Source organism: Streptomyces sp. NBC_00984, assembly GCF_045162475.1.
In the GTDB taxonomy this organism is placed as follows: Bacteria; Actinomycetota; Actinomycetes; order Streptomycetales; family Streptomycetaceae; genus Streptomyces.
The window spans coordinates 1,686,306-1,710,737 of sequence record NZ_CP108734.1 but is presented as its reverse complement, the minus strand read 5'-3'; the positions used below and the strand labels follow the sequence as shown (position 1 = coordinate 1,710,737).

Below are 24,432 nucleotides of genomic sequence, written 5' to 3'. Positions count from 1 at the left end.
GGACACTACGAGACGAGAACCGAAATGACTGAGCAGACAGAGCTCGAGGCCCAGATCCGCAGCGGCGTACCGCACTCGGCCCGCGTGTGGAACTACTGGATCGGAGGCAAGGACCACTACCCGGTCGACCAGGAACTGGGAGACCAGGTCATCGCGAGCTACCCCCAGACCCGGGACCTCGCCCGTGCGTCACGGGCCTTCCAGGCGCGTGCGGTGCGGTACCTGGCCGACGAAGCGGGAATCACCCAGTTTCTCGACATCGGAACCGGGCTCCCCGTCCAGAACAGCACCCATGAGGTCGCCCAGAGCATCCAGCCGAAGGCACGCATCGTCTACGTCGACAACGACCCGCTGGTCCTGACGCACGCCCGCGCCCTGTTGACAAGCGCGCCGGACGGGGTGACGGACTACGTGCATGCGGACATGCTGGAGGCCGAGCGAGTACTCCAGGAAGCGTCCCGAACCCTGGATATGACACAGCCCGTGGCCGTCCTGGTGCTGTCCACGCTGGGACACGTCGAACCCCGGGCCGGTATCGACCTCATGCGCCGATACATGGCGGGCACGGTGACAGGCAGCTACCTGGTCCTCTGCGACACGGTCGCCACCCCCCAGACGCTGGCAGCCCAGGAAGCCTATGCGGCCGGAGACACTCCGCCCTACCTGGTGCGCCGGCCCGAGGAGATCCTCGCGAGTGCCGACGGGATGGAACTGGTCGAACCGGGATTCGGGTCCATCTCCCTGTGGCGTGCGAGCTTGAGCGAAGATGGTGCTGAGCCCGTCGATCAGTGGGGGTTCGTCGCCCGCAAGTGATATGCGGCCCTTGCACACCCGCCGGCCACGGCCGAGGCCCCGGACCGGCCGTGGCCTGACGAACCGACCTCCGCAGTTCGGCGAGGGGATGCGGCGTCTTCGGCCGGTACGACGACCTCTGCCGTGTCCGCAACCAGTGGCTCGTCCCGCATCGTTGGGTGGGTATTCGATGTCCCGTCCGATGGGCAGCAGACTGTCTCCAGGACCTGATCTCGGAGGTGGTCGTGGGACGTCGGCCGAGTGTGTTCGTCCGTCCGGTCAGTATGGAGGCGGGCCGCCGCCTGCAGCGGATCAGCCGGACCGCGCCGCGGTCGCGGCCTGCGTCCGTCGGCGCAACGCCCGCACCCAACCGAAGACCGACTCCGCCCAGGACCCACCCATCCGTCAGTGGACGACGATGAGGTGGTGTCTGCTCCCGGGCCGGCGCCCAGGGGCGATCAGCCGGGTATCGCTCGCCTCGGATCGGCCGGAGCCATGTCCCGTGCGATCTCGCGTGCTGTGCGACCGAAGAGCTCTATCGCCCGGTTGCCGCCGCCGGACCGCCACATCAGGCCGTATCCGAGGAGCTTGTCCCCCTCCACCGGGACGTAGCAGATCCCGGGTCGGCCGTGGTACAGGGCGACGTGGGCCCCTGCCGGCAGAGCCCCACTGCCGCCCGCGACGAGCGCCAGTGCCTCCTGGAAGTTGGTGACGGACTGGCCCTGCTCGATCGGCCTGCCGCTGGGGGTGCGCGTCGGCAACTGATGCTCCAGCCAGTACTCCGGAACGTCTCCCGCGATGGTCAGCAACGGCACACCGGCCAGGTCCTCAGGCGTCACCGTGGACCGTCCGGCCAGGGGATGCCCGGTGGCGACTGCCGGCACCCTGTCCTCGGCGAGGAGCGTCGGTCCGGCGGGTCAAGTCGTCCTCGTGCACCGGGAAATCCGTCAGCCGGAGGTCGAAGTCGCCTCTCCGCAGCATTCCGTACAGATCGGCGAGCGGCACCCCTGCCGCGCTGCTGGATGGATACCGGGCCGGTCTGCTCGTGCCGTTCGCGGCGGCGGTGGTCGCCGCTGTCATCAGCGCCCTCGGTCTGCGCTCCCGGCGGGGCGCTGCGCCGTCCGCCGTGGTGGACGGCGCGCTGGACGCCGCCGCTGAGCGAGCCGACATCCCCGTCTCCCGCTGATCCTCGAAAAGGACAGAATCGTGGCTGACACCGTCAGCGAGTTCTCCGAGATCCAGGACTCCTTCCTCGACCACATCCGCGACATCGAGTACGCGACCATGGTCCCTGCCGACCGTCGGCGCCGCCGGCGTGCTCGGGTGCTGCTCCGCCGGAGCAGCACCCCGCGCCCCTGGCTGTCCTGGACCTCGGGTGTCACGCCTCCCGCACGCTGACGGCGGCCCGGTGATGGCGGGGCGCCTCGATCTCGTCGATCAGTGCGATTGCCAGGTCCGCGTACGTAATCCGGCTGGCCGGGTCGCCATGCTCGGCGATCCGGTAACGGCCGGTGCGCGTGCCCTCATGGTCGAAGTCGCCCGCCGGGGCCATGTACGCCCAGTCCAGGTCGCACCTCCGCAGCTCGTCGAGGCCCGCCGCGTGGCCGAGGGAGAAGGAGCGGTACTCGTCCGGGTAGCCCGGCTCGTCCATCAGGGGAGCGCCGGACGCACCGGGCATGACCGATGAGAGCCCGACCACCACGAGGCGGTGCACGCCCGCTTCGGCCAGGCCGGTGGTCAGGGCGCGGGACGACGCGGTGAAGAACTCGTGTGGTGGCACGGACAGGTCCGCGGCGGCGCTGATGGCGGCGTCATGCGCGGCGGCCACATGCTCGATGCTCGCCGTGTCCGTGACGTCGCCCGCCACCACCCGCACGTCGGTCAGATCGTTGTGGTTCGCAGGGTCGCGCACCACCGCGGTGACCTGGTGTCCGCGTCGGTGCGCCTCCGCGACAGCCTGCCGCCCGGCCCGGCCGCCGGCGCCGAAGACCACGATGTTCATGACGAACCGCCTCTCACGAGGGCCGGAGCCCGTGCACCCCGGCCAGTTCTCGGAGGCTATCGAGGGCCTCGGTTACCACTGGGATACCGGCTAGGGTGAGGCCATGAGGGAACCGCTGCCCGCCGACATGTTCGACGAACTGTGCCCGTCCTCACTCAATCCGATCCGATTCGGCGACAAGTGGGCGGCGCTCATCATCCGCTGTCTCGAGCACGGGCCGCGCCGGTTCTCCGAGCTGCGCGTGCCGCTGAGCCGTGTCACCCCCAAGGTCCTGACCCAGTCGCTGCGGTCCCTCGAACGAGATGGTCTGGTCAAGCGCACCGTGTACGCCGAGGCCACCCCGCATGTCGAGTACGAACTGACGCCGCTGGGCCGCAGCATGCTCGAACCGCTGGCGGTTGCTTGCGCCTGGGCGGAGAAGCACTGGGACGAACTACTCGACGCCCGGGAGTCGTACGACAACGCCACCTGCCTCGACCGCGCCGGATGACGAGGCGGCCGGTGGTCCTGCGCCGGTCGACGAACTGCCGACCGTGGCGAATGACCTCATCGGGAGAGAGCGCGACACAAGCCTGAGTGGTGTGGGGATCGAGGTGGCCAGGGGCTTCGCAGCGATGTGGATCGGCAGGTTGACCGTCTCTCTCGAAGCCCTCCCAGGGGACAAGGGCGCCGCGGATGACCTTCTCGCTTCCTGCCGGTCTCGCCACCGTCGTGACCTGCGCGGAGCGCCGCTACGGCACCCGACGACCGCCTGTCATAGCGGCATCCGGTCACGTAGGTGTTTGCCACGCCGGTTGGTCAATTTCTGATGGGGTGTGAGCTTCGCCCCCGCAGGATTGCTCCAAACGGGTGACACGGTGACCCGGGGGTTGTGGCATATGCCGGGATGTTGGGTTACTGAAGGTATCCAACCAATGGGCAGCAGTACCGCTCGGGGCGCGTGGTGCCGGGGTGGATCGTCGCCCTTCACACGTGGGGAGGGTGCAGGTCCGCCGGGATCACGCTGGGCACCCCGGGGGGTTGGATCGCCAGTCGGTGCCGCTTCCGCGGTGCCGGCTGGCTTTTTTGTGTGCCAGGCGGAGGTCGATAGCGTACGCCGGTGGTACGCAGGCGCTCGCAGTGGCTCGCTTTGCCATCCAAGCACTGTGATTGACGCCTTGTCAGAGGTGGCTCCCTGTGGAGTACTTGAGGCAGCGAACCGGTGGGCCGCCCATCCCATGACCGGGGAACACGATAAAGGGCGGTGTCTGCCGGTTCTTCCTTTGTGCACCTACGAGGGAACTCCGTCGACCCGACGGCACGGTTCAGCCGCCCGCTTTCCCGCAAGGGTCTTCGCGAAGGTCGACCCGGCGGCCCCCGGTTCCGCTGTGTCCTCTGTCCCGTCCTGTCAGCAAGGAGTCGCTCCATGCCCATCTCTCCGAACCAGGGATCCACCGGCGGTGGCACGCTGGTGACCATCACCGGTACGAATCTGTCCGGCACCACCGCCGTCACCTTCGGCGCCAAGCCGGCCACCAACGTCACCAACGTCTCACCGACCCAGGTCACGGCCATATCGCCCTCGGGCACCGGCCCTGTCGGGGTGACCGTGACCACCGCGGGCGGCACGAGCAACCCGGTCCAGTTCTTCTACGTCGGAGCCCCGTTCAAGTCCTCGCTCGGGCCGACCTCCGGCCCCCTGGCGGGCGGCAACACAGTCACGATCAACGGTGTTGGGCTGGCGACAGCCACCAGTGTGTCTTTCGGTGCCAACGCCGCCACTCCGACGGTCGTCTCCGACACCCAGCTCACCGTCGCCGTGCCGGCGGGTGCAGCGGCGGGCCCCGTCGGAGTGAGCGTGACCACCGCGGGCGGGACGAACAACGGTCTGTCCTACACCTACGTGGACGTCCCCACTGTGACCACCGTCACGCCGGCCTCCGGGGCGACGTCCGGCGGTACGGGTGTGACCATCACCGGCACCAACCTCGGCACCACTGATTCGGTCACCTTCGGCGGCAACCCGGCACCGTTCTCCGTGGTGAGCTCCACCACGGTCTCGGCGGTGACCCCGCCCGGCACTGCCGGTGCGGTCGACGTGGTGGTGACCAACCTGGCCGGATCCGACACGGCCGCCGGCGCGTTCACCTACGTCGCGGCTCCCGGCATCTGACCCTCACCCACGCTGCCGCCCGGTCTTCACCGGGCGGCAGCGTGCCTTGACCGCCACTTCCGCCGACGCCCCAGTTACGGCGGTTCCCCCCAGCCCGGACCGGTATCCGCGTCACCCCGGGCTTCGCCCAGGCTGCCATAGGAGCATCCTCATGCCGCCCACGATCAGTACCATCAATCCCTCTCAAGGGCCCACCGCCGGGGGTACCACCGTCACCCTCACCGGTACCGGGATGACAGGGTCCACCGCCGTGCGGTTCGGCAGCACCAACGCCACCTCCTTCACCGTCAACTCGGCCACCCAGATCACGGCTGTGAGCCCGGCCCACGCCGCGGGTGCGGCGGCGGTGACCGTCGTCCATCCGACCGGCAACAGCAACTCGGTGACGTTCACCTATGTCGTGGCGCAGGTGCCGGTGGTCACCGGGGCGGCGCCCAGCAGCGGTCCGACGTCGGGCGGCACCAGTGTCACTCTGACGGGCACCGGGTTCACCGGGGCCACGGCGGTCACCTTCGGCGGGATCCCGGCGACGTCGTTCATAGTGAACTCGGCCACCCAGATCACCGCCGTGACGCCCGCCGGAAGTGCGGGGGCCGCCGTGGTGACCGTCACGACGCCAGGGGGCGTCAGTGCCCCGGACGCATTCTTCTTCTACGCCGCGCCTCCCGTCCTCAACAGTGCCGTCCCCGCCCAGGGGCCGACAGCCGGTGGCGTGGTGGTCACACTGACCGGGAGCAATCTGCTCAACGCCGGTGCCGTCCGCTTCGGCGCCACCGACGCCGCCTCCTTCGTCGTGGTGTCGGCGACACAGATCACGGCCACCTCCCCGCCTGGAACGGGTAATTCACCGATCACGGTGATCACCCCGGGCGGCACGAGCAACCCTGTTGCCTTCACCTATGTCGCCACGCCCACCCTGACGGCGCTGGTGCCCAGCAGCGGTCCGACCTCCGCAGGTACCGTGGTCACCCTCACCGGCACGAACCTGGCCACCGCCTCGGCCGTCACCTTCGGGGGTACGGCCGTCTCATTCACCGTCGCGTCCGGCACACAGATCACAGCAGTCGCACCCGCGGGCCCCGCAGGCCCGGTCACTGTGACCGTCACCACGGCGGGCGGCACCAGCCCCGGACTGACCTACACCCGGGTCGTCGCGCCGGGCATCTGACACTCGGATGTCGGGGAAAAAGCGCCGTAGACAACTCATACAGCCCGTTGTCTCATCCCCCACTCAGCTGCCCGACAGCTGGTCCAGGCTGCTGATCCAACCAGGTTACTTGTGGGCTCCGCTTCCCTGGAAGGCAAAGGAGATCGCCATAGCGTGAAGCCGCACGGCGCCCGCGCCCTGCGGGCCCGGCGACAGAACAAGGAGCCGAACCGGTGAGCATCACACAACACAGAGGGAAGTTGGTCGTCGCCACGGCCCTGGCCGCAGTACTGGGGCTGGCCTCGCCCGCCTGGGCCGTATCGTCGGGCACCACGGTGACGGCCACTCCGCAGTCCGCCGAGGTGGGCACCGCGGTGCAACTGCAGGCCACGGTCGACTGCACTGCCGACCCCACCGGCGGGCTCGGCGTGACCTTCTTCGACGGCGGCGACGAGCTCGACACCGTGCCTGTGAACGCCAACGGCCAGGCCAGCTACACCACCACATTCACTACCGTCGGCGCGCACACCATCACCGCCGCCTACAACGGCAACGCGGACTGCGGCGCCTCCAACAACACCACGACCGCCCAGGCCACGCCCGCCTCGAATCCGCCCGGTCCGCCCCCCGGCTTCTGTCTCCTCGCCTGCGGTGGACTGATCAACTTCTCCGTCGGCGACATCACCAACAACGTCAACATTTCCGGGCACAGGCATGGGTCCCGGAACCAGCAGCACCACCGCTAGTGCTGCAACGGTGGTGGCCGTGACGGGTGGGCAGGCCGATCGCTGGTGTTGTCATGGGTGGGGATCTCGCTGAGGTCCTTTCTTGGGCAGGTGAGTTGAGCGCGCTGCAAGGGCGGTCCCTGCACCGGTTCGGCAGGTCGGAGCCGCGTGAGTCCGCGCTTGGCTATCTGCGGGGACTGATGGCGCCGCTGGAGCGGACGAATGGCCGGCATCGATGATCTGGTCGGTTTCGCGACGAAGGTGGCGACGGCCCAGGCGATGGTCCGCCCGGCGACCGCCGACAAGATCCCGTTCAGTCACGATTTCAGGCGCGGACAACAATCGAGTACGCCAAGCTCCTAGTGTCTCCGTTTGTCCCCGAACGGCGATCGACGGCTCGCACGTCAGGGCCCTCGAAGGGGGAGCACCCCGGATCTTCGCCGGTGGACCGGGCCCGGTCCGGGGGCGTTCGGTCTCGGCATTACGGCGGTCCTGACGGAGTGGGCGGGACGGCGTTACCCTGCGCGGACGATCCTGCACTGGAGGTGCGCATGCGACGTTCCGTTGCGCGGAATGTGTCGTTGTCAGCCGTTCTCGCCGCTGTCGTCACGATCGGGGCCGCTGCCCCGTCCTCGTCCGCGCCACCGTCGGCGGCACCGCCCAAGTCACCTGTCGCGGTGGGCTACGGAGGGGCGGTGGCCAGTGTCGACGCAGATGCCTCGGCCGCCGGTATCGAGGTGCTCCGCAAGGGCGGCAACGCGGTGGACGCAGCGGTGGCGACCGCGGCGGCGCTCGGTGTGACCGAGCCCTACTCGGCAGGCCTCGGCGGAGGCGGCTACTTCGTCTACTACGACGCCAAGAGGCACACCGTGGAGACGATCGACGGCCGGGAGACCGCGCCGCGCAGCGCGGACTCCTCGCTGTTCCTGGAGAACGGCAAGCCGCTCGCCTTTGACGCGGCCGTGACCAGCGGACTCGCCGTGGGCACCCCGGGTACCCCGGCGACCTGGGACACCGCGCTCGACACCTGGGGAAGCAAGTCGCTGCGGCAGGTGCTGAAACCGGCCGAGCGGCTGGCCAGGGACGGCTTCGTCGTCGACAGCACCTTCCGCTCGCAGACCGAGGGCAACCAGGCCAGGTTCGCCGACTTCCCGGCGACCAGGAAGCTCTTCCTGCCCGGCGGCCAACTGCCGGTGGTCGGCTCCGTGTTCAAGAATCCCGACCTGGCGCGCACCTACGAACAGGTGGGCCGCGAGGGCGTCGACGAGCTGTACCGGGGCGAGCTGGCCGACGACATAGTACGGACCGTGCGCAACCCGCCCGTCGACCCGAAGTCCACCCGGGTGGTGCGGCCCGGGGATCTCACCGCGAAGGACCTGCGGTCCTACCGGGCGCTGCGGCAGGCCCCGACGAAGACCGGCTACCGGGGCCTTGACGTGTACGGCATGGCACCCTCCTCGTCCGGCGGCACCAGCGTCGGCGAGGCGCTCAACATCCTTGAGTCCACGGACCTTTCGCGGGCGAGCGAGGCGCGGTATCTGCACCGCTACATCGAGGCGAGCCGGATCGCGTTCGCGGACCGCGGGCGGTGGGTGGGCGACCCTGCGTTCGAGGACGTGCCGACGCGGGAACTGCTCAGTCAGCGGTTCGCCGATGCGCGGGAATGCCTGATCAAGGACGACGCGGTGCTGTCCAGCCCGCTCGCACCGGGCGACCCGAGGCACCCGGCGGACTGCAAGACCGGTGGAAGGGCCGCCCCGACGACGTACGAGGGGGAGAACACCACCCATCTGACCGCGGCCGACAAGTGGGGCAACGTCGTCGCGTACACCCTGACGATCGAGCAGACCGGTGGCAGCGGTATCACCGTGCCGGGGCGGGGCTTTCTGCTCAACAACGAGCTGACGGATTTCTCGTTCGCGCCCGCCGACCCCGCGGTCCACGACCCGAATCTGCCCGGTCCGGGCAAGCGCCCGCGTTCGTCCATCTCGCCGACGATCGTGCTGAAGCACGGCGAGCCGGTGCTGGCCTTGGGGTCGCCCGGTGGTGCCACGATCATCACGACTGTCCTCCAGTCGCTCATCGGCACGGTCGACCGGGGGCTCCCGCTGGTCGACGCCATCGCGGCACCGCGCGCCAGCCAGCGCAACTCGGCGATGACAGAGCTCGAACCCGAGCTGTGGAACAGTCCGGTCCGGGCGGAACTGGAGTCGCTGGGACATGACTTCAAGCTCAACCCCGAGATCGGGGCGGCGACGGGTGTGCAGCGACTGCCGGACGGGCGGTGGCTGGCCGCCGCGGAGACGGTGCGCCGGGGCGGGGGATCGGCGATGGTCGTGAAGCCGAGCGGACGCCCGTGACGGCCGACGGCCGTTGGCTGAGCCGCGAATGACGATGCGTCAATAACGTTCCATGCGGGGCTGGTTCCTTGTGTTCATTCATGAGGAACCAGCCCCGTGGTCTTGACGGAGGTATCCGCCCGGGGCCATGTTGAGCGCGTCGGTAAGGAAAGTTTCCTAATGGAAGGGCACCCCCACTGTGCGTACCCGAACGCTCGCCCTCGCTGCCGCCTCCGGCGCCGCCCTGCTCGCGGCCGTCACCCTGACCCCGGCGGCCCACGCCGACCCGGCCCGGGGCGCGGACCCCGCCCCTGCGGGCCGGTCCGGGGCGGACCTCAAGGAGGGGTCTGTCAGCGCGGCCGATCTGCTGGCCAAGGTCACCTCGTGTTCTCAGATATCCAACGGCAAGTACCGTACGGACGAGGAGACTTCGGCGACCATACCGGTCTGCGGCAAGAACGGTGCCGTGTTCTGGAAGGCCGACATGGACATCGACTGCGACGGCGAGATCACCACCGCCTGCAACAAGGACACCGACCCGTGGTTCCAGAACGACACGGCGTTCCCCACCTCCGCCGGAAAGCCACTGAACGCCGAGAAGCTGCCGTACGTTGTCGTGCCGAGTGTCAGCAGCATCTGGAACTACGGCGATGCCGGCATCAAGGGCGGTGGCGTCGTCGCCGTCATCTACAACAACCAGGTCGAGTACGCGGTCGTCGGTGACACCGGCCCCAACAAGATCATCGGTGAGGCCTCGTACGCCACCGCCAAGGCCCTCGGCATCGACCCGGACCCGGAGACCGGCGGCGCGGAGTCCGGCGTCACCTACATCCTGTTCAAGAACTCCAAGGTGTCGCCGATCGAGAGCCACAGCGCCGCCGTCACCGCCGGTGACGCCCTCGCCAAGCAGTTCATCCAGAACAACTAGGGCCGGACGGGCTCCAGGGCCCGGGGCGTCACAGTGCGGTCAGGATGCGCGGGCCGTCGTCGGTGATCGCCACGGTGTGCTCGGCGTGTGCGGCGCGGCTGCCGTCCGACGTGCGCAGTGTCCAGCCGTCCCGGTCCGGATGGAAGGCATCCTTGCCGCTGCCGATCAGCATCGGCTCGATCGCCAGCACCATTCCGTGCCGCAACGGCATGCCGCGACCCGGTCGTCCCTCGTTGGGGACGGCCGGGTCCTCGTGCATCGAGCGGCCCACGCCGTGGCCCCCGAACCCCTCCGGAATGCCGTATCCCGCGCTGCGGCAGACTGTGCCGATCGCATGCGCGATGTCGCCGATCCGATTGCCGACGACCGCCGCCGCGATGCCCGCCTCCAGTGCTTCGAAGGCCGTCTCGACGAGCCGGGTGTCGGCGGGCCTGGCGCGCCCGACGGTGAAACTGATCGCCGAGTCGCCGGCCCAGCCGCCCAGCGTCGCGCCCGCGTCGATGCTCACCAGATCGCCGTCGCGCAGTCGTTGGTCGGTGGGGACGCCGTGCACGATCGCGTCGTTGACCGACGCGCAGATGACGGCGGGGAAGGGGGTGGGCGCGAAATGCGGCCGGTAGTTCAGGAACGGTGACCCGGCGCCCGCGTCACGCAGGACCCCGCGGGCCACCTCGTCCAGTTCGCGCAAGGAGACGCCGACCGCCGCCGCTTCCCGTACGGCGGTCAGGAGCTGCGCCACGACCCGGCCGGTCTCGCGCATCGCTTCGATGGATGTGTCTGTCTTGAGTTGCACCATGCCAATTACTATACCGGTCGGAGCGGTATTAGAATGACGGGATGGTACGAACGCCCCTGACCCCGGAAGAGCGCCGTCGCGGCGAACGCCTCGGCGTGCTGCTGCGCGAGGCGCGCGGCGGACGCAGCATGGTCGCGATCGCGGCGAGCGCCGGAATCTCCGCCGAGACGCTGCGCAAGATCGAGACGGGACGCGCTCCCACCCCTGCCTTCTTCACGGTCGCGGCGCTGGCCGGGGCGCTCGGGCTCTCGATGGACGAGATCCTCGCCCGCTGCGCCCCGGAGCCGGACGTGGTGCCGCTGGCCGGGTAGGTCCCTGGCGGTCCGGGCGGGGCGCTCGGACGGTGGTGCGGTGCGGCCTTCGCGCTTCGGCCGCATCGCGCCCGAAAAGTGTGCGTAGCCGCGTCGTGACACGGCTGATGTCGAATGCCTGCGGGCCGGTTCCGCACGGAGGAGCCGGACCGGGCCGGGGAGCCGAACCGGTGCACGGGGACTCGTCCGATGCGGAGAGGGCGGCGCGGGTGGAGGCGGCCGCACCCGAGCGCGGCCCGGAAGTCACGCTCCCGGTTCCCCGGCCACCCGCAGCCAGGCGCGGGAAGCCACGCGGTGCCCGGTTCGCGGGGCTCGATGCGGATGACGCGGACGACGTCCCGGCCGTGACCGCTCCCGTCCTGCCCGTCCCACCGGCCACGGCCGCCGTGCCACGCGGAGCCCGCTTCGCCGCCGCCCCGGCCGACGACGCATCCGCGGCCCCCGCCCGCGCCGTCGCCCCGGACCCCGAGACCCGCCGGGCCGCAGCGGCGGTCGTCGAGCGGCCGATCCGGCTGCGGGTCGGGGGCCGCAGCGGCGAGGCGCATGTCGTGCTGTGCGAGGCGGCCGGCCCGCCGATCGGCTGCCGGCACTCGCCGTCGAGCTGCACCGTGCGGGCCTCGACGCCGACTGGGCGACCCTGCTGTGGGAGGTGTCCTCGCTGCCGCCCGCCGAACTGGCCGCGGCTGCCGCCGCGTTGGGTGCCACGGGACGCCCCGACGACTGCGCGCAGCTGCTGCGCCAGGGTGTGGCGAGGCCGGCCGGGGAGATCGCCGATGCGGTGGCGGCCCTGGAGCGGGCGGGGCACGGGGCGCAGGCGTTGCTGGGCGCCTTCATCCGGGTACGGACTCCGCAGGACGCGGCTCGGGTCGCGGCGGGTGATCCGCACCGTCTCGTACCGCGACTGCCGGCCGCGGCCCGAGCGGTGTCGCCGGCCAGGGAGCGGGATGTCGTCCACGCACTGCGGGTGGCGGGCATCGCGAACCCGGCCTGATCCGGAACGAAGGACCCCGGCCGCACTGCGCCACTCGCGGCGGCTACGTGAAGCACTCCAGGATCAGCGGCAGGTCCTCCAGCCACTCCCGCAGACGGGCCCGCCTGCGCGCGGCGAGCAGGCACCGGTGGGTGGTGCCGTCGTGGAGGCGGACGGTGACCTGGAGGTGCTTGGGGCCCTCGGCCGCGTACTCGACGGCGCTGATCCCGGCCCAGGCGAACTCCATGTCCCCGGCCGCCGAGTGGAGCGCGACGCCCGAGGCGTCGATAAGGAGCGAACTCTCCGGAGCCACCGCCACGAAGGCGAGGTCGCCGTCGTCCGATGTGTTGGCCACGGGGGTGTGTTCGGTCGGGGCCTGGTGCCACGGGACGGCGTCGGACGGTGCGTAGGAAGGCGGCGGGGGTACCGCGACCGTGGGCGAGTACGTCACGGTGTCCGGCACGAAGAGGTCCAACAGGGCCTCCGGCGCGGGCCGTTGGTCCGGGTCCTTGGCCAGGCACGACTCCAGGACCGGCCGCAGGCTGTCCGGCACCGCGGTCAGATCCGGCGGCTCGTGCACCGACCGGTACATCAGGCCCATCGGCGTGCCCGCCCCGAACGCGCTGCCGCCCGCCGCCGCGACGAGCACGGCACCCAGGGCGAACACGTCCGCGGCGCCGCTCACTTCCTGCCCCTGAGCCTGCTCGGGCGCCAGGAACCCCGGCGTTCCGAAGGCCACACCGGTGGCCGTCAGACGGGTCGACTCCAGCGCCCGCGCGATACCGAAGTCCAGCACCCGCGGGCCGTCCGAGGCCATGATGATGTTCCCGGGCTTCAGGTCACGGTGCACCAGGCCGCAGCCGTGGATCGCCGCCAGTGCCTCGGCGAGCGCCGCGCCCAGCTGCCGCAGCCGCGCCTCGTCCATCGGCCCCTCGGCCTCCAGTAGCGCGGCGAGCGTGGGCCCGGGAACGTACGCCGTGGCCAGCCAGGGCGCCGCGGCGGCCGGGTCCGCGTCCACCACCGGGGCCGTGTGGAAGCCGCCCACGCTGCGCGCGGCCGCGACCTCGGCGCGGAACCGCTCCCGGAAGTGCGGGTCGGACGCGAGCTCCGAGCGCGCCACCTTCACGGCCACCGCGCGCCCGCCGCGCGAACGCGCCAGATAGACGGTGCCCATCCCGCCGGCCCCCAACTCGCGCTCCACGGCGTACCCGCCGATGCGCTCCGGCAGGCCGACACCGTCCGCCCCGTACCCCATGCGCTGTATGCCTCCCCCTGTGCTCCGGCACCCAGTATGACTGAGGCACACTGCTCTGTTCGGCACAGGTCCGGGACGGGCCGCGTACGTCGATCCGGTCCGGGATCCTCAAATCCCTGATCGGACGGGGCATTCGACAGGGGCCGCTCTCAAGGCACTTCGGCCCCGTCGGCCTGCTCGACGTGATCGGGCCGCATCACCCGGCCCTTTCCCGGCGGCGGGGGGTAGAACCGCCGGGCCCAGCGCCGGAACGGGCCGATCGGGCCGTCGCCGGGAGCGAGCCGGGGCGGTTGCTGGTACTGCTTGTGATGCCAGATCGGGAAGTCCGCGGCGGTGAACTCGCAACTGGACCGGAAGACGGCGCGGTCCAGCAGCCTGGCCGCGGTCCGGCTCACCGCACGGGCGAGCGGGGCCGGCAGCCGGGCGGGCTCGGTGAAGGCGATGCGGTTGAGCTGCCGGAACTGCATCCGGTTGGGAGCGATGGCCGTCGGCATCACCATCGTGCACATCCGCAGCCCCAGCCGGGGCGTGTGCACGTCGGCGTGTAGACAGCCGAGTCCGTAGCCGTCCACCTCCACGTCGACGACGAAGCTGCCCAGGAGCGGCGCCGACTCGTGGGCCCGCATGGACACGTGGAACGCGGCGTCGTCATAGACCACGGGGCCGCCGATCTCGGCCCTGTCCCAGCCGTGCAGGGTGGCGAAGTGCCCGAGGTCCACCGAGTTCTCGATGACCTCCTGGACATTGCCGGCCAACTCCCAGGCCGCGTGCCGCGCAGGCCGGTGACCGATCTCGTGCCAGTCGGGAACGAACCAGTCCGGAGCCCGGCCGTCGTGGTGCCGCCAGACGAACACGGCGCCATTGACCTCGTGCACCGGCAGCTGCGACAACGGCGACCTCGGGGGCGGCGTGTCATATCCCGTACGCACGCACGTGCCGTCCGGGCCGAACGCGAAGAAGTGGAAGGGGCAGACGAGATCGTCCCCGTCGACCTTCGCCAGACCGAGATGGGCGCCCAGATGCGGGCAGTACGGACGGATGGCGCGGACCGCTCCCGTGCCGAGCCGGTACAGCACCACGTCCTGACCCGCGAGCGGCCGGGTGAGCACGGTCCCCGGCCGCAGCTCTTCGGAGAACGCCAGTGCGGACCAGCCGCTCGGATAGGGAAGGGCGGGCGCGCCCGCAGCATCGGCCGGTGTCGGCCCCTCGCTGATGGCGCGCCCGTACTCGCGTGACTGTCCCACCACTGCCCCTTCCGGATTCGATCGCCTGGAGACTGCCCAGACCGTTCCGGAATCCTCCCTAAATGCCGCACATCACTCGAACGGGAAACACTGGGGAGGGAGTTGACGGAGTGGTCAGTGTGCCCGCTGCTCGTACCCCACCAGCCTGACGCAGACGGCGAGCCCCGCGATGGCCTGCTCCAGCTCCGCGAGCCCCGGGTAGCTGGGCGCGATCCGGATGACCGCGTCGCGCGGGTCGTCGCCGTACGGGTGCGTGGCACCGGCCGGGGTCAGCACGATGCCCGCCTCGGCGGCACGGCGTACGACCTCCTTGGCACAGCCGTCCGGCACCTCCAGGGTGACGAAGTACCCGCCCTTGGGCGAGGTCCAGGTCGCGAGCCCGGTGCCGTCGAGCTCGGCGTCCAGGATCCGGGCCACCACCTCGAACTTGGGCTGGAGCAGGGCGCGCTGGCGCTCCATGTGGCCCCGCACCCCGTCGGCGTCGCGCAGGAACAGGACATGCCGCAGCTGGTTCACCTTGTCCGGGCCGATCGAACGCATGGCGTTGTTGCCGAGCAGCCACTGGAGGTTCGCGGGCGACGAGCCGAAGAACGCGACGCCCGCGCCCGCCGTGGTGATCTTCGAGGTGGAGCCGAACACGAACGCCCGGTCCGGGTTACCGGCCCCGGCGCAGGCGGCGAGCAGATCGGCGATCTCGACGGGCTCGTCGGTGAGGTGGTGGGCGGCGTAGGCGTTGTCCCAGAAGATCCGGAAGTCGGGAGCGGCGGTGCTCATCGAGGCGAGGCGGGCCACGGTCGCGTCGCTGTAGCAGGCGCCGTCCGGGTTGCTGTACTTCGGCACGCACCAGATGCCCTTGACCGCCGGGTCCTCGGCGACGAGCCGTTCCACGGCCTCCATGTCCGGGCCCTCGGCCGTCATCGGCACCGGGATCATGTCGATCCCGAAGCGCTCGCAGAGCGCGAAGTGCCGGTCGTAGCCGGGCACCGGACACAGGAACGCGATGCGTTCCTGATCCACCCAGCGCGACTCGGCGCCCGGCAGCACGCTCAGCAGGGCGTGCACCAGGCAGTCGTGCATCAGCTCAAGGCTGGAGTTCCCGGCCGCGAGCAGCTGGTCGGCCGGCACCTGGAGCACCCCGGCGAATATCTCCCGGAGCTCCGGCAGCCCCTGCAGTCCTCCGTAGTTGCGTACGTCCGTGCCGTCGGCGGAGGTGTGCCGTCCGCCCGGCAGGCTCAGCAGGTCCTCGGAGAGGTCGAGCTGCTCGGGGGCCGGCTTGCCCCGGGTGAGGTCGAGCGAGAGTCCGAGTCCCGCCAGGTCCTGGTAGTCCTGACGGGCCCGGTCGAGGAGTCCGGACAGGGCGTCGGGGCTCAGCTCGGTGGTCATGGTGTTTCCTCTCGCAGGTGCCGCTCGGACGGGGGCGCCTGCCGAGAATACAAACCGGCGCGCGGGGCCCATGGCCCGGGAGGCGTGAGCCGTCCTCTCCGGGGTGGAAAGACGATGGACGTGTGGACCGCACGGGTGCGAAACATGATCGACTCCGCCGGTTCACGGCGATGGTCTTGCCCCGCTGTGTGACGGGGCTTACGTTCTCCTCTACGCACGTGTCTACGGGCGTAGAAAAGCGTTGAGGCTCTCTGACGCCGCGTCGAAGGAGCAGCTCATGTCCCAAGTCGTTCGCGCCGCACTCGTCCAGGCGACCTGGACCGGCGACACCGAATCCATGATCGCCAAGCATGAGGAGCATGCGCGCGAGGCCGCCCGGCAGGGCGCGAAGATCATCGGCTTCCAGGAGGTGTTCAACGCCCCCTACTTCTGCCAGGTGCAGGAACCCGAGCACTACCGCTGGGCCGAGGCCGTTCCGGACGGGCCGACCGTCCGCAGGATGCAGGAACTCGCCCGCGAGACCGGCATGGTGATCGTCGTGCCGGTCTTCGAGGTCGAGCAGTCCGGCTTCTACTACAACACCGCCGCCGTGATCGACGCCGACGGCTCCTATCTGGGCAAGTACCGCAAGCACCACATCCCGCAGGTCAAGGGGTTCTGGGAGAAGTACTACTTCAAGCCCGGAAACGTCGGCTGGCCGGTCTTCGACACCGCCGTCGGCAAGGTCGGCGTCTATATCTGCTACGACCGGCACTTCCCCGAGGGGTGGCGTCAACTCGGGCTCAACGGCGCCCAGTTGGTGTACAACCCGTCCGCCACCTCGCGCGGCCTCTCCAGCTACCTCTGGCAGCTGGAACAGCCCGCGTCCGCCGTCGCCAACGAGTACTTCGTCGCCGCGATCAACCGCGTCGGCCAGGAGGAGTACGGCGACAACGACTTCTACGGAACCAGCTACTTCGTCGACCCGCGTGGCCAGTTCGTCGGTGAGGTCGCCAGCGACAAGGAGGAGGAACTCGTCGTCCGCGACCTCGACTTCGGCCTCATCGACGAGGTCAGGCAGCAGTGGGCGTTCTACCGGGACCGCCGCCCCGACGCGTACGAAGGACTGGTCGAGCCGTGAGCAGCCTGCACCATCGCCATCTCGCCGTCAGCCCCGACTGGCTGTCGCTCTACTACAAGCACCCACTGGAGATCACCCACGGCGAGGGCCGGCACGTCTGGGACGCCGACGGCAGGCGCTATCTCGACTTCTTCGGCGGCATCCTCACCACCATGACCGCCCACGCCCTGCCCGAGGTGACCAAGGCGGTCGGCGAGCAGGCCGGCCGGATCATCCACACCTCCACGCTCTACCTCAACCGGCCGATGATCGAGCTGGCCGAACGCGTCGCCACGCTCTCCGGCATCCCGGACGCCCGGGTCTTCTTCACCACCTCCGGTACCGAGGCCAACGACACGGCACTGCTGCTCGCCACCGCGTACCGCAGGTCGAACCAGATCCTCGCGATGCGCAACAGCTACCACGGCAGATCGTTCTCCGCGGTCTCCATCACCGGCAACAACGCCTGGTCACCGACCAGCCTGTCGCCGTTGCAGACGCTGTACGTGCACGGCGGCGTCCGTACCCGGGGGCCGTACGCGCATCTCGGTGACGCGGAGTTCATCCAGGCGTGTGTCGCCGATCTGGAGGACCTGCTCGGGCACACCCGGGCACCGGCCGCCCTGATCGCCGAACCCATCCAGGGTGTCGGCGGATTCACCTCACCGCCCGACGGCCTCTACGCGGCGTTCCGCCGGGTCCTGGACCGGCACGGCGTCCTGTGGATCTCCGACGAGGTGCAGACCGGCTGGGGGCGCTCCGGCGAACACTTCTGGGGCTGGCAGGCACACGGCGAGAACGGGCCGCCGGACATCCTCACCTTCGCCAAGGGCATCGGGAACGGTATGTCGATCGGCGGTGTCGTGGCCCGCGCCGACGTCATGAACTGCCTCGATGCCAACTCCATTTCGACGTTCGGCGGCTCCCCGGTCACCATGGCGGCCGGTCTCGCCAACCTCTCCTACCTCCTCGAACACGACCTCCAAGGCAACGCCCGGCGCGTCGGCGGTCTGCTGATCGAGCGGCTGCGCGCGATCGGCGCGGGTTTCGAGTGCGTACGCGAAGTGCGCGGCCGGGGCCTGATGATCGGCATCGAGCTGGTGAAGCCCGGCACCGACGAGGCGAACCCGGAGGCGGCCGCGGCGGTACTCGAAGCGGCCCGCGAGGGCGGTCTGCTCATCGGCAAGGGCGGCGGCCACAACACCAGCGTGCTGCGGATCGCACCACCGCTCACCCTGACCATCCCGGAGGCGGAAGAGGGCGCGAAGATCCTGGCCGAGGCCCTCCGCTCGGTGGAATGAGCGACGGGGGTGCGGGCGGCGGCCCGGCCGGCGGCTGTGCAGCTTGGCCGCCGTCGCACCCCCGGATCCGCTCAGGATCCGCGACGCCCGTCCGGCGGCGGGTGAGGGGCCGCAGGAGACCGGCCTCACCGCGTACGACCGCACCATCGACGTCTTCGGCGACATCGCGGTCCTGCGCTTCTGGCTCCGGGTGGACTTCGCCCCCGCCCCGGACGGCGTCCCGCACCGTCCCGAGCTCATCCGGAACACCGTGATCCTGCACCGGGCCGCGGCGTCCTGGCGGATCGTCCACCTCCACGAGGACGTGCGGCAGCCGGGCCCAGTCGGCTGACCCCGGGCGCTGCGCACGGCCGGACCCCGTGCACCGTGCGCAGCCGGCCGCCGCGCCCCGCCGATAGCGTCACGTCAGTCCCCTGAGAGAGCCCGGAGGCGACATGACTTACCGGGTGGCCATGGACATCGGTGGCACATTCACCGTTGTCGTCGCGTACGACGAGACGCGCGGCACCTTCGAAGCGGCGAGGACCCCCACCACACCGGGAGACCTCGCCGAGGGCGTCTTCTCCTCGCTGGGCCGGGCGGTCGACGACCCCGCCGACATCTCCTTCTTCGTCCACGGCACCACCCAGGGCCTCAACGCCCTGCTGGAACGCAAGGGCGCCCGCGTCCTGCTGCTCGCCTCGGCCGGGCTGCGCGACGTCTACCAGATCGCCCGTGGCAAACGGGACCGCATGTTCGACCTGCACTACCGCAAGCCCGTGCCGCTCGTGGACCGGTACGCCACCGCCGAGGCGGGCGGCCGCTTCGACTCGCGCGGCACCGAGCTGGCCCCGCTCGACGAGGCCGCCGTACGGGCCGCGGCCCGCCGCGCCCGCGACGAGGGCTTCGGCGCCGTCGCGCTGCTGTTCTCCTACGTGAACCCCGCCCATGAACTGCGGGCCGGCGAGATCCTCGCCGAGGAGCTCGGCGACGATGTGATGATCGTGCTCTCCCACCAGGTGGCCCGCGAATGGCGCGAGTACGAACGCACCTCTTCCGCCGTCCTGGAGGCGTACACCGGCCCTGGCCGAGCAGGGCGTACCGGCCGAGCGGCACCGTATCGAGCACGCCGTCGACATGCGGTACGAGGGCCAGGACTACACCCTGACCGTGCCGCTCGCAGGTCCCGCCGAGCCCGCCGCCGAAGACTTCGGGGGTACCGCGGGGGCCGCACCGCGGGTGACGCTCAACCCGGGTCGCGACGACCGGCGTTCACTGCTGAAGGCCAACGCGCTGAGTGTGCGCGAGGGCGGTGTGCGGCGCTGCGAGAGTGGCGGCGGCTTCGGCCCGGCGGGGGAGCGGGCGGCCGAGGCAGTGGCCGAGGACGTCCGGCAGGGTCTGCTGACGGCCGGACACGCGGAGGCCGTGTACGGCGCCTGACGGGCCGGCCGGGACGGTGGCGGAAGAACCCCGGTGGGTTCTTCCGCCACTGCCGTGTCCCGGCTCCCCGCGCTCAGGCCGACGGCGGACGGAGCCGCGAAAGGACGGTCCTCAGGGCGCCGCGCCCCTGTCGCGCAGCAGGACCTGGCACGCCAGATGCAGTGCCAGCCGCTGTGACGTGTCGTCGGGATCGAAGCCCAGCGCGCGGATACGCTCACGCCGACCGCGGCCAGCACCCCGATCGGCCGGCCGATCGACAGATGGACCGCGGCCCGGCCACGCATCCGGGACGGCAGCAGCTCCAGGAAGTAAGGGAAGGTGACCGTGTAGATCCCGGCCGGCGCCGGACCCGACAACACCCGGGTGACCAGCAGGACCGTGAAATTCGGGGAGAAGGCGGAGGCCAGCGCGACGACTCCGTAGGCGGACAGGCTCCACAGACACACCGCGCGCCGGCCGATCCGGTCCGAGACCGGACCCCAGACCAGCGCACCGGGGATCATGCCGAGTGCGACGGCGGACAGCACCCAGTCGATCCGGCCGGTGTCGATGGAGAACGCGTCGCCGAGATCGCCGGAGACATGGACGAGGGCGAGCTGCTCCCCCGAATCGATGACGAAGGCCATGAACAGGGCCAGCGCCGCCAGGACATGGGCGCGTCCGAACGGCATGACCTCGAAGAAGGAACCGATGGGCCGCAGGTCGGCGGCTCCGCCCGGCCTCGTCTCCAGAGGTTCTCCGGTTGCACCGGAACGTGCAGTTGTCGCGCTCACCCAGGAGAGTGGAGGGCCGCTGTGCTGTGTGCCCCGGCGGCCTGTGGAGGGGGCCGTACCGGCGGGAACTGCCACGGTAACCCGGCGCGGGCGCGCCGGGGCCGGGGCCGGTGGGTACGTCGCGGCCGGGCCCCGGTCCATGGTTCCGGGGCCCGGCCGGTCGGTCAGCCCCGGTGGCCGGTGGGGCGGGTGAGGTCCAGGCTGTGGACCGGGTCGAGCTCGCCGTAGTACGCGAGGTGCTGGTAGCGCACATCGGTGACCTTCAGCGTGGCCTCGGCGACACCCCGGCGCACCGTCGCCCCGAAGCGGACGGAGCCGTCCTTCCCTGTCGTGCCGGTCAGCTTCCGCACCTTGCCGCCGGCCGTCAGCTCGGCCGTGACCTTCGCGCCCTTCACCGGCCTGCCCTGCGCGGTCTTCACCACACCGTTCGCGGTGACCTTCCAGGCCGCGTCGGAGCCGGGCCTGCCGAGGAGCTTCGTGTCGGCCTCCAGCGAGGCGACGGCGAGCTGGGAGGGCGGGGCGGGCTGGCCGAAGGCGACCTGGTCGATGGTCCAGAAGGCGCTGTTCGTGCCGGTGTAGCGGAAGCTCAGCCGGGTCGTCCGCGCGCCTGCCGGGACGGCGAGCTCAAGACGCTCGACGGTGTTGCTGTCGGCCCGGTAGGACTTCACGAGCTGCGGGGTGCCGCCGTCGTACGAGACGTACACATCGCCGGTCTGCGGACCGTCGACCCGGTAGTTCGTCGCGTACGACACGGTCGCCCTCGCCGCGCCGTTCAGCCGGTACGCGGGGCCGACCAGGGTGGAGTCGAACTGTCCGGCGCCGTGCGCCTTGTCGTCCCACTCGTCGGAGTCGGCGACCGCGAACACATTGCGGGCGCGGACGTTCGTCTCGCGGCCCTGGCCGCGCTCGGCGTTGGTCCAGAACTCGTCCGTGGCGAAGGACCAGCCACGCCACTCGGTGACGCCGCCGGCCGGCATCTTCGAGTTGTCGATGGACCAGCCCTCGGGCGCGGTGCTGGTCCACCCCTTGGCGTCGGCCGGGAGCTTGGTCTCGTCGACGGGCGCGCGGAGCGAGGGGCGCAGCGCGTCGAAGGCGTCCGGCTTCAGCTCGGCGAGCGAGGTGCCGTCGAGGTTCCAGGCGGGGTCGGTGGCGACGCCCTCGTGGCGCAGGACCGTGGGCGCGATGTCGGTGATCTTGACGTCGTCGCGCACCGAACCGGGCCGGATGCCCTTGCCCTGGGCGATCACGAACGTGCCGCGCTCCAGCGGGGTGTTGCCGCCGTGCCCGCCGGTGGGGGTGTGGCCGTGGTCGGCGGTGATGACGACGAGCCAGTCCTCCTTCGCGTACGTCGGCCGCGAGGTCACGGCGTCGAGCAGCCGGCCGACCTGGGCGTCGGCGGTGTTCAGGGCCTTGAGGTAGGCGTCGCTCGCGGAGCCGGTGCTGTGGCCGGCGCCGTCGACCTCGTCGAGGTGGACGAAGGTGGAGTCGGGGTTGCCGTGCGCGAGGTAGTCGGCGGCCTTGGCCGTGGTGCCCTCGTCGTTGCCGCCCGCGATCCGCAGATCGGTCTTCGCGCCGAAGACGATCTGGGGGATCGGGCTCCAGGTGCCGACGACCAGGGTGGACGTGGCCGGGTCGGCGGTCTCCAGACGGGTCGCGTAGTCCGGGTACCGGCCGTAGTTCGGCGCCGTGAAGTTGTTGTCCTTCACGTTGTGCTTGTCGGGCCAGACGCCGGTGGCGATGGACGACCAGCCGGCGCCGGAGACGGTCGGGGCCATCGGGTCGGCGTAGAGGTTGCTCCGGGCGGTCAGGCCCTTGACCATCAGCTGCTTGAGGTTCGGTACGTCGGCGCGCGAGAAGGAGTCGAAGGTGGCGCCGTCGATGCCGATGACCAGCGTCTTCGCCTGCTTGGTGCCCGATGGCAGGTCGGCGTACGGGCCGGCGGCCGGGGCCTTGGAACCCTGGGCGTGGGCGGCGGTGGTGGCGAGCGGCAGTGCGACGGCGGCGACGGTGGCGGCGGCCAGCACCGTACGCGCGGAGCGCGACAGGGACACGTGATCCTCCGGGATCGGTCGGTGGTCACCGGACATCGGGGGCGTCCGGTGATGTGTCCGAGGCTCGCCGTCGGTGGTGATCGAACCACCCCGCGTAAAGGACGGGCGCATGAACCGTACTCAACATGTGGACCAGACCCGTCATCATTTCGTTATCTTGCGGCGGTCGTGGGCGTCGTCGCGGCTGTGGGCCGGTGGAGTGCCGGGTGGATGAAACAGAAACGTCTTCAGCGGTTAGTGGCAGCGGTATTGCCACAGTGGGTAACCCACTTCTACGTTCTTCATCACGCACCTTGTCTACGTGCGTAGACCCATTCCGCCACAGTGAGGAGGGGTACATGAGCCGCACCGTCATCCACGGTGGTCTCGTCATCACCGCGTCCGACGAAATCCATGCCGACGTACTCATCGAGGGCGGCCGCATCGTGGCCCTCGCGGCGCACGGCACCGACGCGGCCGAGAGCTGGAGCGCCGACCGGAGGATCGACGCCACCGGCAAATACGTCATCCCGGGCGGTGTCGACGCGCATACGCACATGGAGATGCCGTTCGGCGGCACCTACGCCGCCGACACCTTCGAGACCGGCACCCGGGCGGCCGCCTGGGGCGGCACCACCACGATCGTCGACTTCGCCATCCAGTCCGTGGGCCACGCGGTCCGCGAAGGTCTCGACGCCTGGTACGCGAAGGCCGACGGCACATGCGCCATCGACTACGCCTTCCACATGATCCTCTCCGATGTGAACGAGTCCACGCTCAAGGAGATGGACCTGCTGGTGTCGGAGGGCGTCACCTCCTTCAAGCTGTTCATGGCCTATCCCGGCGTCTTCTACAGCGACGACGGCCAGATCCTGCGCGCCATGCAACGGGCCTCCCACAACGGCGGCCTGATCATGATGCACGCGGAGAACGGCATCGCCATCGACGTACTCGTCGAACAGGCCCTGGCCGAAGGCCGCACCGACCCGCGCCACCACGGCGACGTACGCAAGGTGGCACTGGAGGCCGAGGCCACCCACCGCGCCATCCAGCTGGCCCGCGTCGCCGGCTCCCCGCTCTACGTCGTGCACGTCTCCGCGGACGAGGCCGTCGCCGAGGTGGCCGCCGCCCGCCACAAGGGACTTCCGGTCTTCGGCGAGACCTGCCCGCAGTACCTCTTCCTCTCCACCGACAATCTGGCCGAGCCGGACTTCGAGGGCGCCAAGTACGTCTGCTCCACCCCGCTGCGGCCCAAGGAGCACCAGGAAGCGCTCTGGCGGGGGCTCAGGAACAATGAACTCCAGGTCGTCTCCACCGACCACTGCCCCTTCTGCTTCTCCGGCCAGAAGGAGATGGGCCGCGGCGACTTCTCCAAGATCCCCAACGGGATGCCCGGCGTGGAGAACCGGATGGACCTCCTCCATCAGGCGGTCGTGGACGGTCACATCTCGCGCCGCCGCTGGATCGAGATCGCCTGCGCCTCCCCGGCCCGGATGTTCGGCCTCTACCCGAAGAAGGGCACCATCGCCCCGGGCGCCGACGCCGACGTCGTGATCTACGACCCGACCGCCGAACAGACCATCTCCGCCGAGACCCATCACATGAACGTCGACTACTCGGCGTACGAGGGAAAACGGATCACCGGCCAGGTCGAAACGGTCCTCTCGCGCGGTGAAGTCGTCATCGACGCACGGAAGTTCACCGGCCGGGCCGGACACGGCAGCTACACCCCGCGCGCCACCTGTCAGTACCTGGACTAGGAGCAC

The 24,432-nt window shown here is 70.4% G+C and carries 24 protein-coding genes and 2 pseudogenes; 18 read left to right on the top strand and 8 right to left on the bottom strand.

The features are described from left to right. Window positions 1-24 precede the first annotated feature (24 nt). On the top strand, window positions 25-813 hold the full coding sequence (locus tag OG520_RS07400) for an SAM-dependent methyltransferase (RefSeq protein ID WP_399332965.1): 789 nt from the start codon (window positions 25-27) through the stop codon (window positions 811-813). 437 nt (window positions 814-1,250) lie between these two features. On the opposite strand, the gene OG520_RS07395 is transcribed toward OG520_RS07400, so the two are convergent. Continuing rightward, window positions 1,251-1,676 (bottom strand): LysR substrate-binding domain-containing protein, encoded by a 426-nt coding sequence (locus OG520_RS07395; RefSeq protein WP_406012628.1) that lies wholly within the window; start codon window positions 1,674-1,676, stop codon window positions 1,251-1,253. A gap of 161 nt (window positions 1,677-1,837) precedes the next feature. Here OG520_RS07395 and OG520_RS07390 point away from each other — a divergent pair, with 161 nt between their 5' ends. Together OG520_RS07390 and OG520_RS07385 are read left to right on the top strand one after the other, a co-directional pair. Beyond that, window positions 1,838-1,978: a hypothetical protein gene (locus tag OG520_RS07390; RefSeq protein WP_406012627.1), complete on the top strand. Its 141-nt coding sequence runs from the start codon at window positions 1,838-1,840 to the stop codon at window positions 1,976-1,978. A gap of 20 nt (window positions 1,979-1,998) precedes the next feature. Further along, window positions 1,999-2,190, top strand: a complete 192-nt coding sequence (locus OG520_RS07385; protein WP_406012626.1) for a hypothetical protein — start codon at window positions 1,999-2,001, stop codon at window positions 2,188-2,190. On the opposite strand, the gene OG520_RS07380 is transcribed toward OG520_RS07385, so the two are convergent. Further along, window positions 2,171-2,794, bottom strand: coding sequence for an NAD(P)-dependent oxidoreductase (locus OG520_RS07380; protein WP_399332958.1), 624 nt, complete (start codon window positions 2,792-2,794; stop codon window positions 2,171-2,173). The genes OG520_RS07385 and OG520_RS07380 overlap by 20 nt on opposite strands. 103 nt (window positions 2,795-2,897) lie before the next feature. Between OG520_RS07380 and OG520_RS07375 the strand changes: the two genes are divergently transcribed. From OG520_RS07375 to OG520_RS07340, 8 genes and pseudogenes are all read left to right on the top strand, one after another. After that, complete coding sequence (locus OG520_RS07375; RefSeq protein WP_399332956.1) at window positions 2,898-3,284, top strand: winged helix-turn-helix transcriptional regulator; 387 nt, start codon at window positions 2,898-2,900, stop codon at window positions 3,282-3,284. A 915-nt stretch (window positions 3,285-4,199) separates the two neighbouring features. Next, complete coding sequence (locus OG520_RS07370) at window positions 4,200-4,946, top strand: IPT/TIG domain-containing protein (RefSeq protein WP_399332954.1); 747 nt, start codon at window positions 4,200-4,202, stop codon at window positions 4,944-4,946. Between the two features lie 151 nt (window positions 4,947-5,097). Next, the gene (locus tag OG520_RS07365) at window positions 5,098-6,114 is read left to right on the top strand and encodes an IPT/TIG domain-containing protein (protein ID WP_406012625.1); all 1,017 of its coding nucleotides are present in this window, start codon (window positions 5,098-5,100) and stop codon (window positions 6,112-6,114) included. A 212-nt stretch (window positions 6,115-6,326) separates the two neighbouring features. Further along, window positions 6,327-6,839 (top strand): Ig-like domain-containing protein, encoded by a 513-nt coding sequence (locus OG520_RS07360; RefSeq protein WP_406012624.1) that lies wholly within the window; start codon window positions 6,327-6,329, stop codon window positions 6,837-6,839. Between the two features lie 53 nt (window positions 6,840-6,892). After that, window positions 6,893-7,045: pseudogene (locus OG520_RS07355) on the top strand (IS701 family transposase); the annotation flags it as partial. Then, a complete protein-coding gene (locus OG520_RS07350) occupies window positions 7,041-7,181 on the top strand; it encodes a hypothetical protein (protein WP_399333070.1) in 141 nt (46 codons plus the stop codon). The pseudogene OG520_RS07355 and the gene OG520_RS07350, both read left to right, overlap by 5 nt. A gap of 188 nt (window positions 7,182-7,369) precedes the next feature. Continuing rightward, window positions 7,370-9,178 carry a gamma-glutamyltransferase gene (ggt, locus tag OG520_RS07345; protein ID WP_406012623.1) on the top strand — a complete coding sequence of 603 codons (1,809 nt, stop codon included), beginning with the start codon at window positions 7,370-7,372 and terminating at the stop codon, window positions 9,176-9,178. 178 nt (window positions 9,179-9,356) lie between these two features. Then, on the top strand, window positions 9,357-10,085 hold the full coding sequence (locus tag OG520_RS07340) for a glycoside hydrolase family 75 protein (RefSeq protein ID WP_266429036.1): 729 nt from the start codon (window positions 9,357-9,359) through the stop codon (window positions 10,083-10,085). Between the two features lie 28 nt (window positions 10,086-10,113). Here OG520_RS07340 and map read toward each other — a convergent pair whose 3' ends face one another. Continuing rightward, complete coding sequence (map, locus tag OG520_RS07335; RefSeq protein ID WP_406012622.1) at window positions 10,114-10,881, bottom strand: type I methionyl aminopeptidase; 768 nt, start codon at window positions 10,879-10,881, stop codon at window positions 10,114-10,116. Window positions 10,882-10,922: 41 nt separating this feature from the next. Here map and OG520_RS07330 point away from each other — a divergent pair, with 41 nt between their 5' ends. Both OG520_RS07330 and OG520_RS07325 read left to right on the top strand, forming a co-directional pair. Then, a complete protein-coding gene (locus OG520_RS07330; RefSeq protein ID WP_406012621.1) occupies window positions 10,923-11,192 on the top strand; it encodes a helix-turn-helix domain-containing protein in 270 nt (89 codons plus the stop codon). Between the two features lie 553 nt (window positions 11,193-11,745). After that, window positions 11,746-12,183 carry a hypothetical protein gene (locus tag OG520_RS07325; protein ID WP_406012620.1) on the top strand — a complete coding sequence of 146 codons (438 nt, stop codon included), beginning with the start codon at window positions 11,746-11,748 and terminating at the stop codon, window positions 12,181-12,183. Window positions 12,184-12,226: 43 nt separating this feature from the next. Here the strand turns inward: OG520_RS07325 and OG520_RS07320 are convergent, their stop codons facing one another. The 3 genes from OG520_RS07320 to OG520_RS07310 form a co-directional block, all read right to left on the bottom strand. Further along, window positions 12,227-13,417, bottom strand: coding sequence for a serine/threonine-protein kinase (locus OG520_RS07320; RefSeq protein WP_406012619.1), 1,191 nt, complete (start codon window positions 13,415-13,417; stop codon window positions 12,227-12,229). A gap of 149 nt (window positions 13,418-13,566) precedes the next feature. After that, window positions 13,567-14,661, bottom strand: a complete 1,095-nt coding sequence (locus OG520_RS07315) for a Rieske 2Fe-2S domain-containing protein (protein WP_406012618.1) — start codon at window positions 14,659-14,661, stop codon at window positions 13,567-13,569. 114 nt (window positions 14,662-14,775) lie between these two features. Further along, window positions 14,776-16,044: an aminotransferase class I/II-fold pyridoxal phosphate-dependent enzyme gene (locus OG520_RS07310; RefSeq protein WP_406012617.1), complete on the bottom strand. Its 1,269-nt coding sequence runs from the start codon at window positions 16,042-16,044 to the stop codon at window positions 14,776-14,778. 277 nt (window positions 16,045-16,321) lie between these two features. Here OG520_RS07310 and OG520_RS07305 point away from each other — a divergent pair, with 277 nt between their 5' ends. From OG520_RS07305 to OG520_RS07290, 4 genes and pseudogenes are all read left to right on the top strand, one after another. Next, entirely contained in the window at window positions 16,322-17,164 is an 843-nt protein-coding gene (locus OG520_RS07305; RefSeq protein WP_385328394.1) for a nitrilase-related carbon-nitrogen hydrolase, read from the top strand. Beyond that, on the top strand, window positions 17,161-18,444 hold the full coding sequence (locus OG520_RS07300; protein WP_406012616.1) for an aspartate aminotransferase family protein: 1,284 nt from the start codon (window positions 17,161-17,163) through the stop codon (window positions 18,442-18,444). The genes OG520_RS07305 and OG520_RS07300 overlap by 4 nt, the downstream gene beginning before the upstream one ends. A gap of 43 nt (window positions 18,445-18,487) precedes the next feature. Beyond that, entirely contained in the window at window positions 18,488-18,775 is a 288-nt protein-coding gene (locus tag OG520_RS07295; protein WP_406012615.1) for a nuclear transport factor 2 family protein, read from the top strand. Between the two features lie 103 nt (window positions 18,776-18,878). Further along, window positions 18,879-19,346 (top strand): annotated as a pseudogene (locus tag OG520_RS07290) (hydantoinase/oxoprolinase N-terminal domain-containing protein); the annotation flags it as partial. Window positions 19,347-19,580: 234 nt separating this feature from the next. On the opposite strand, the gene OG520_RS07285 reads toward OG520_RS07290, so the two are convergent. After that, on the bottom strand, window positions 19,581-20,636 hold the full coding sequence (locus tag OG520_RS07285) for an MFS transporter (RefSeq protein WP_406012614.1): 1,056 nt from the start codon (window positions 20,634-20,636) through the stop codon (window positions 19,581-19,583). Between the two features lie 164 nt (window positions 20,637-20,800). Further along, window positions 20,801-22,687: an alkaline phosphatase family protein gene (locus OG520_RS07280; protein ID WP_406012613.1), complete on the bottom strand. Its 1,887-nt coding sequence runs from the start codon at window positions 22,685-22,687 to the stop codon at window positions 20,801-20,803. Window positions 22,688-23,025: 338 nt separating this feature from the next. Here OG520_RS07280 and hydA point away from each other — a divergent pair, with 338 nt between their 5' ends. Further along, window positions 23,026-24,426, top strand: coding sequence for a dihydropyrimidinase (gene hydA, locus OG520_RS07275; RefSeq protein WP_406012612.1), 1,401 nt, complete (start codon window positions 23,026-23,028; stop codon window positions 24,424-24,426). Window positions 24,427-24,432: the final 6 nt, after the last annotated feature.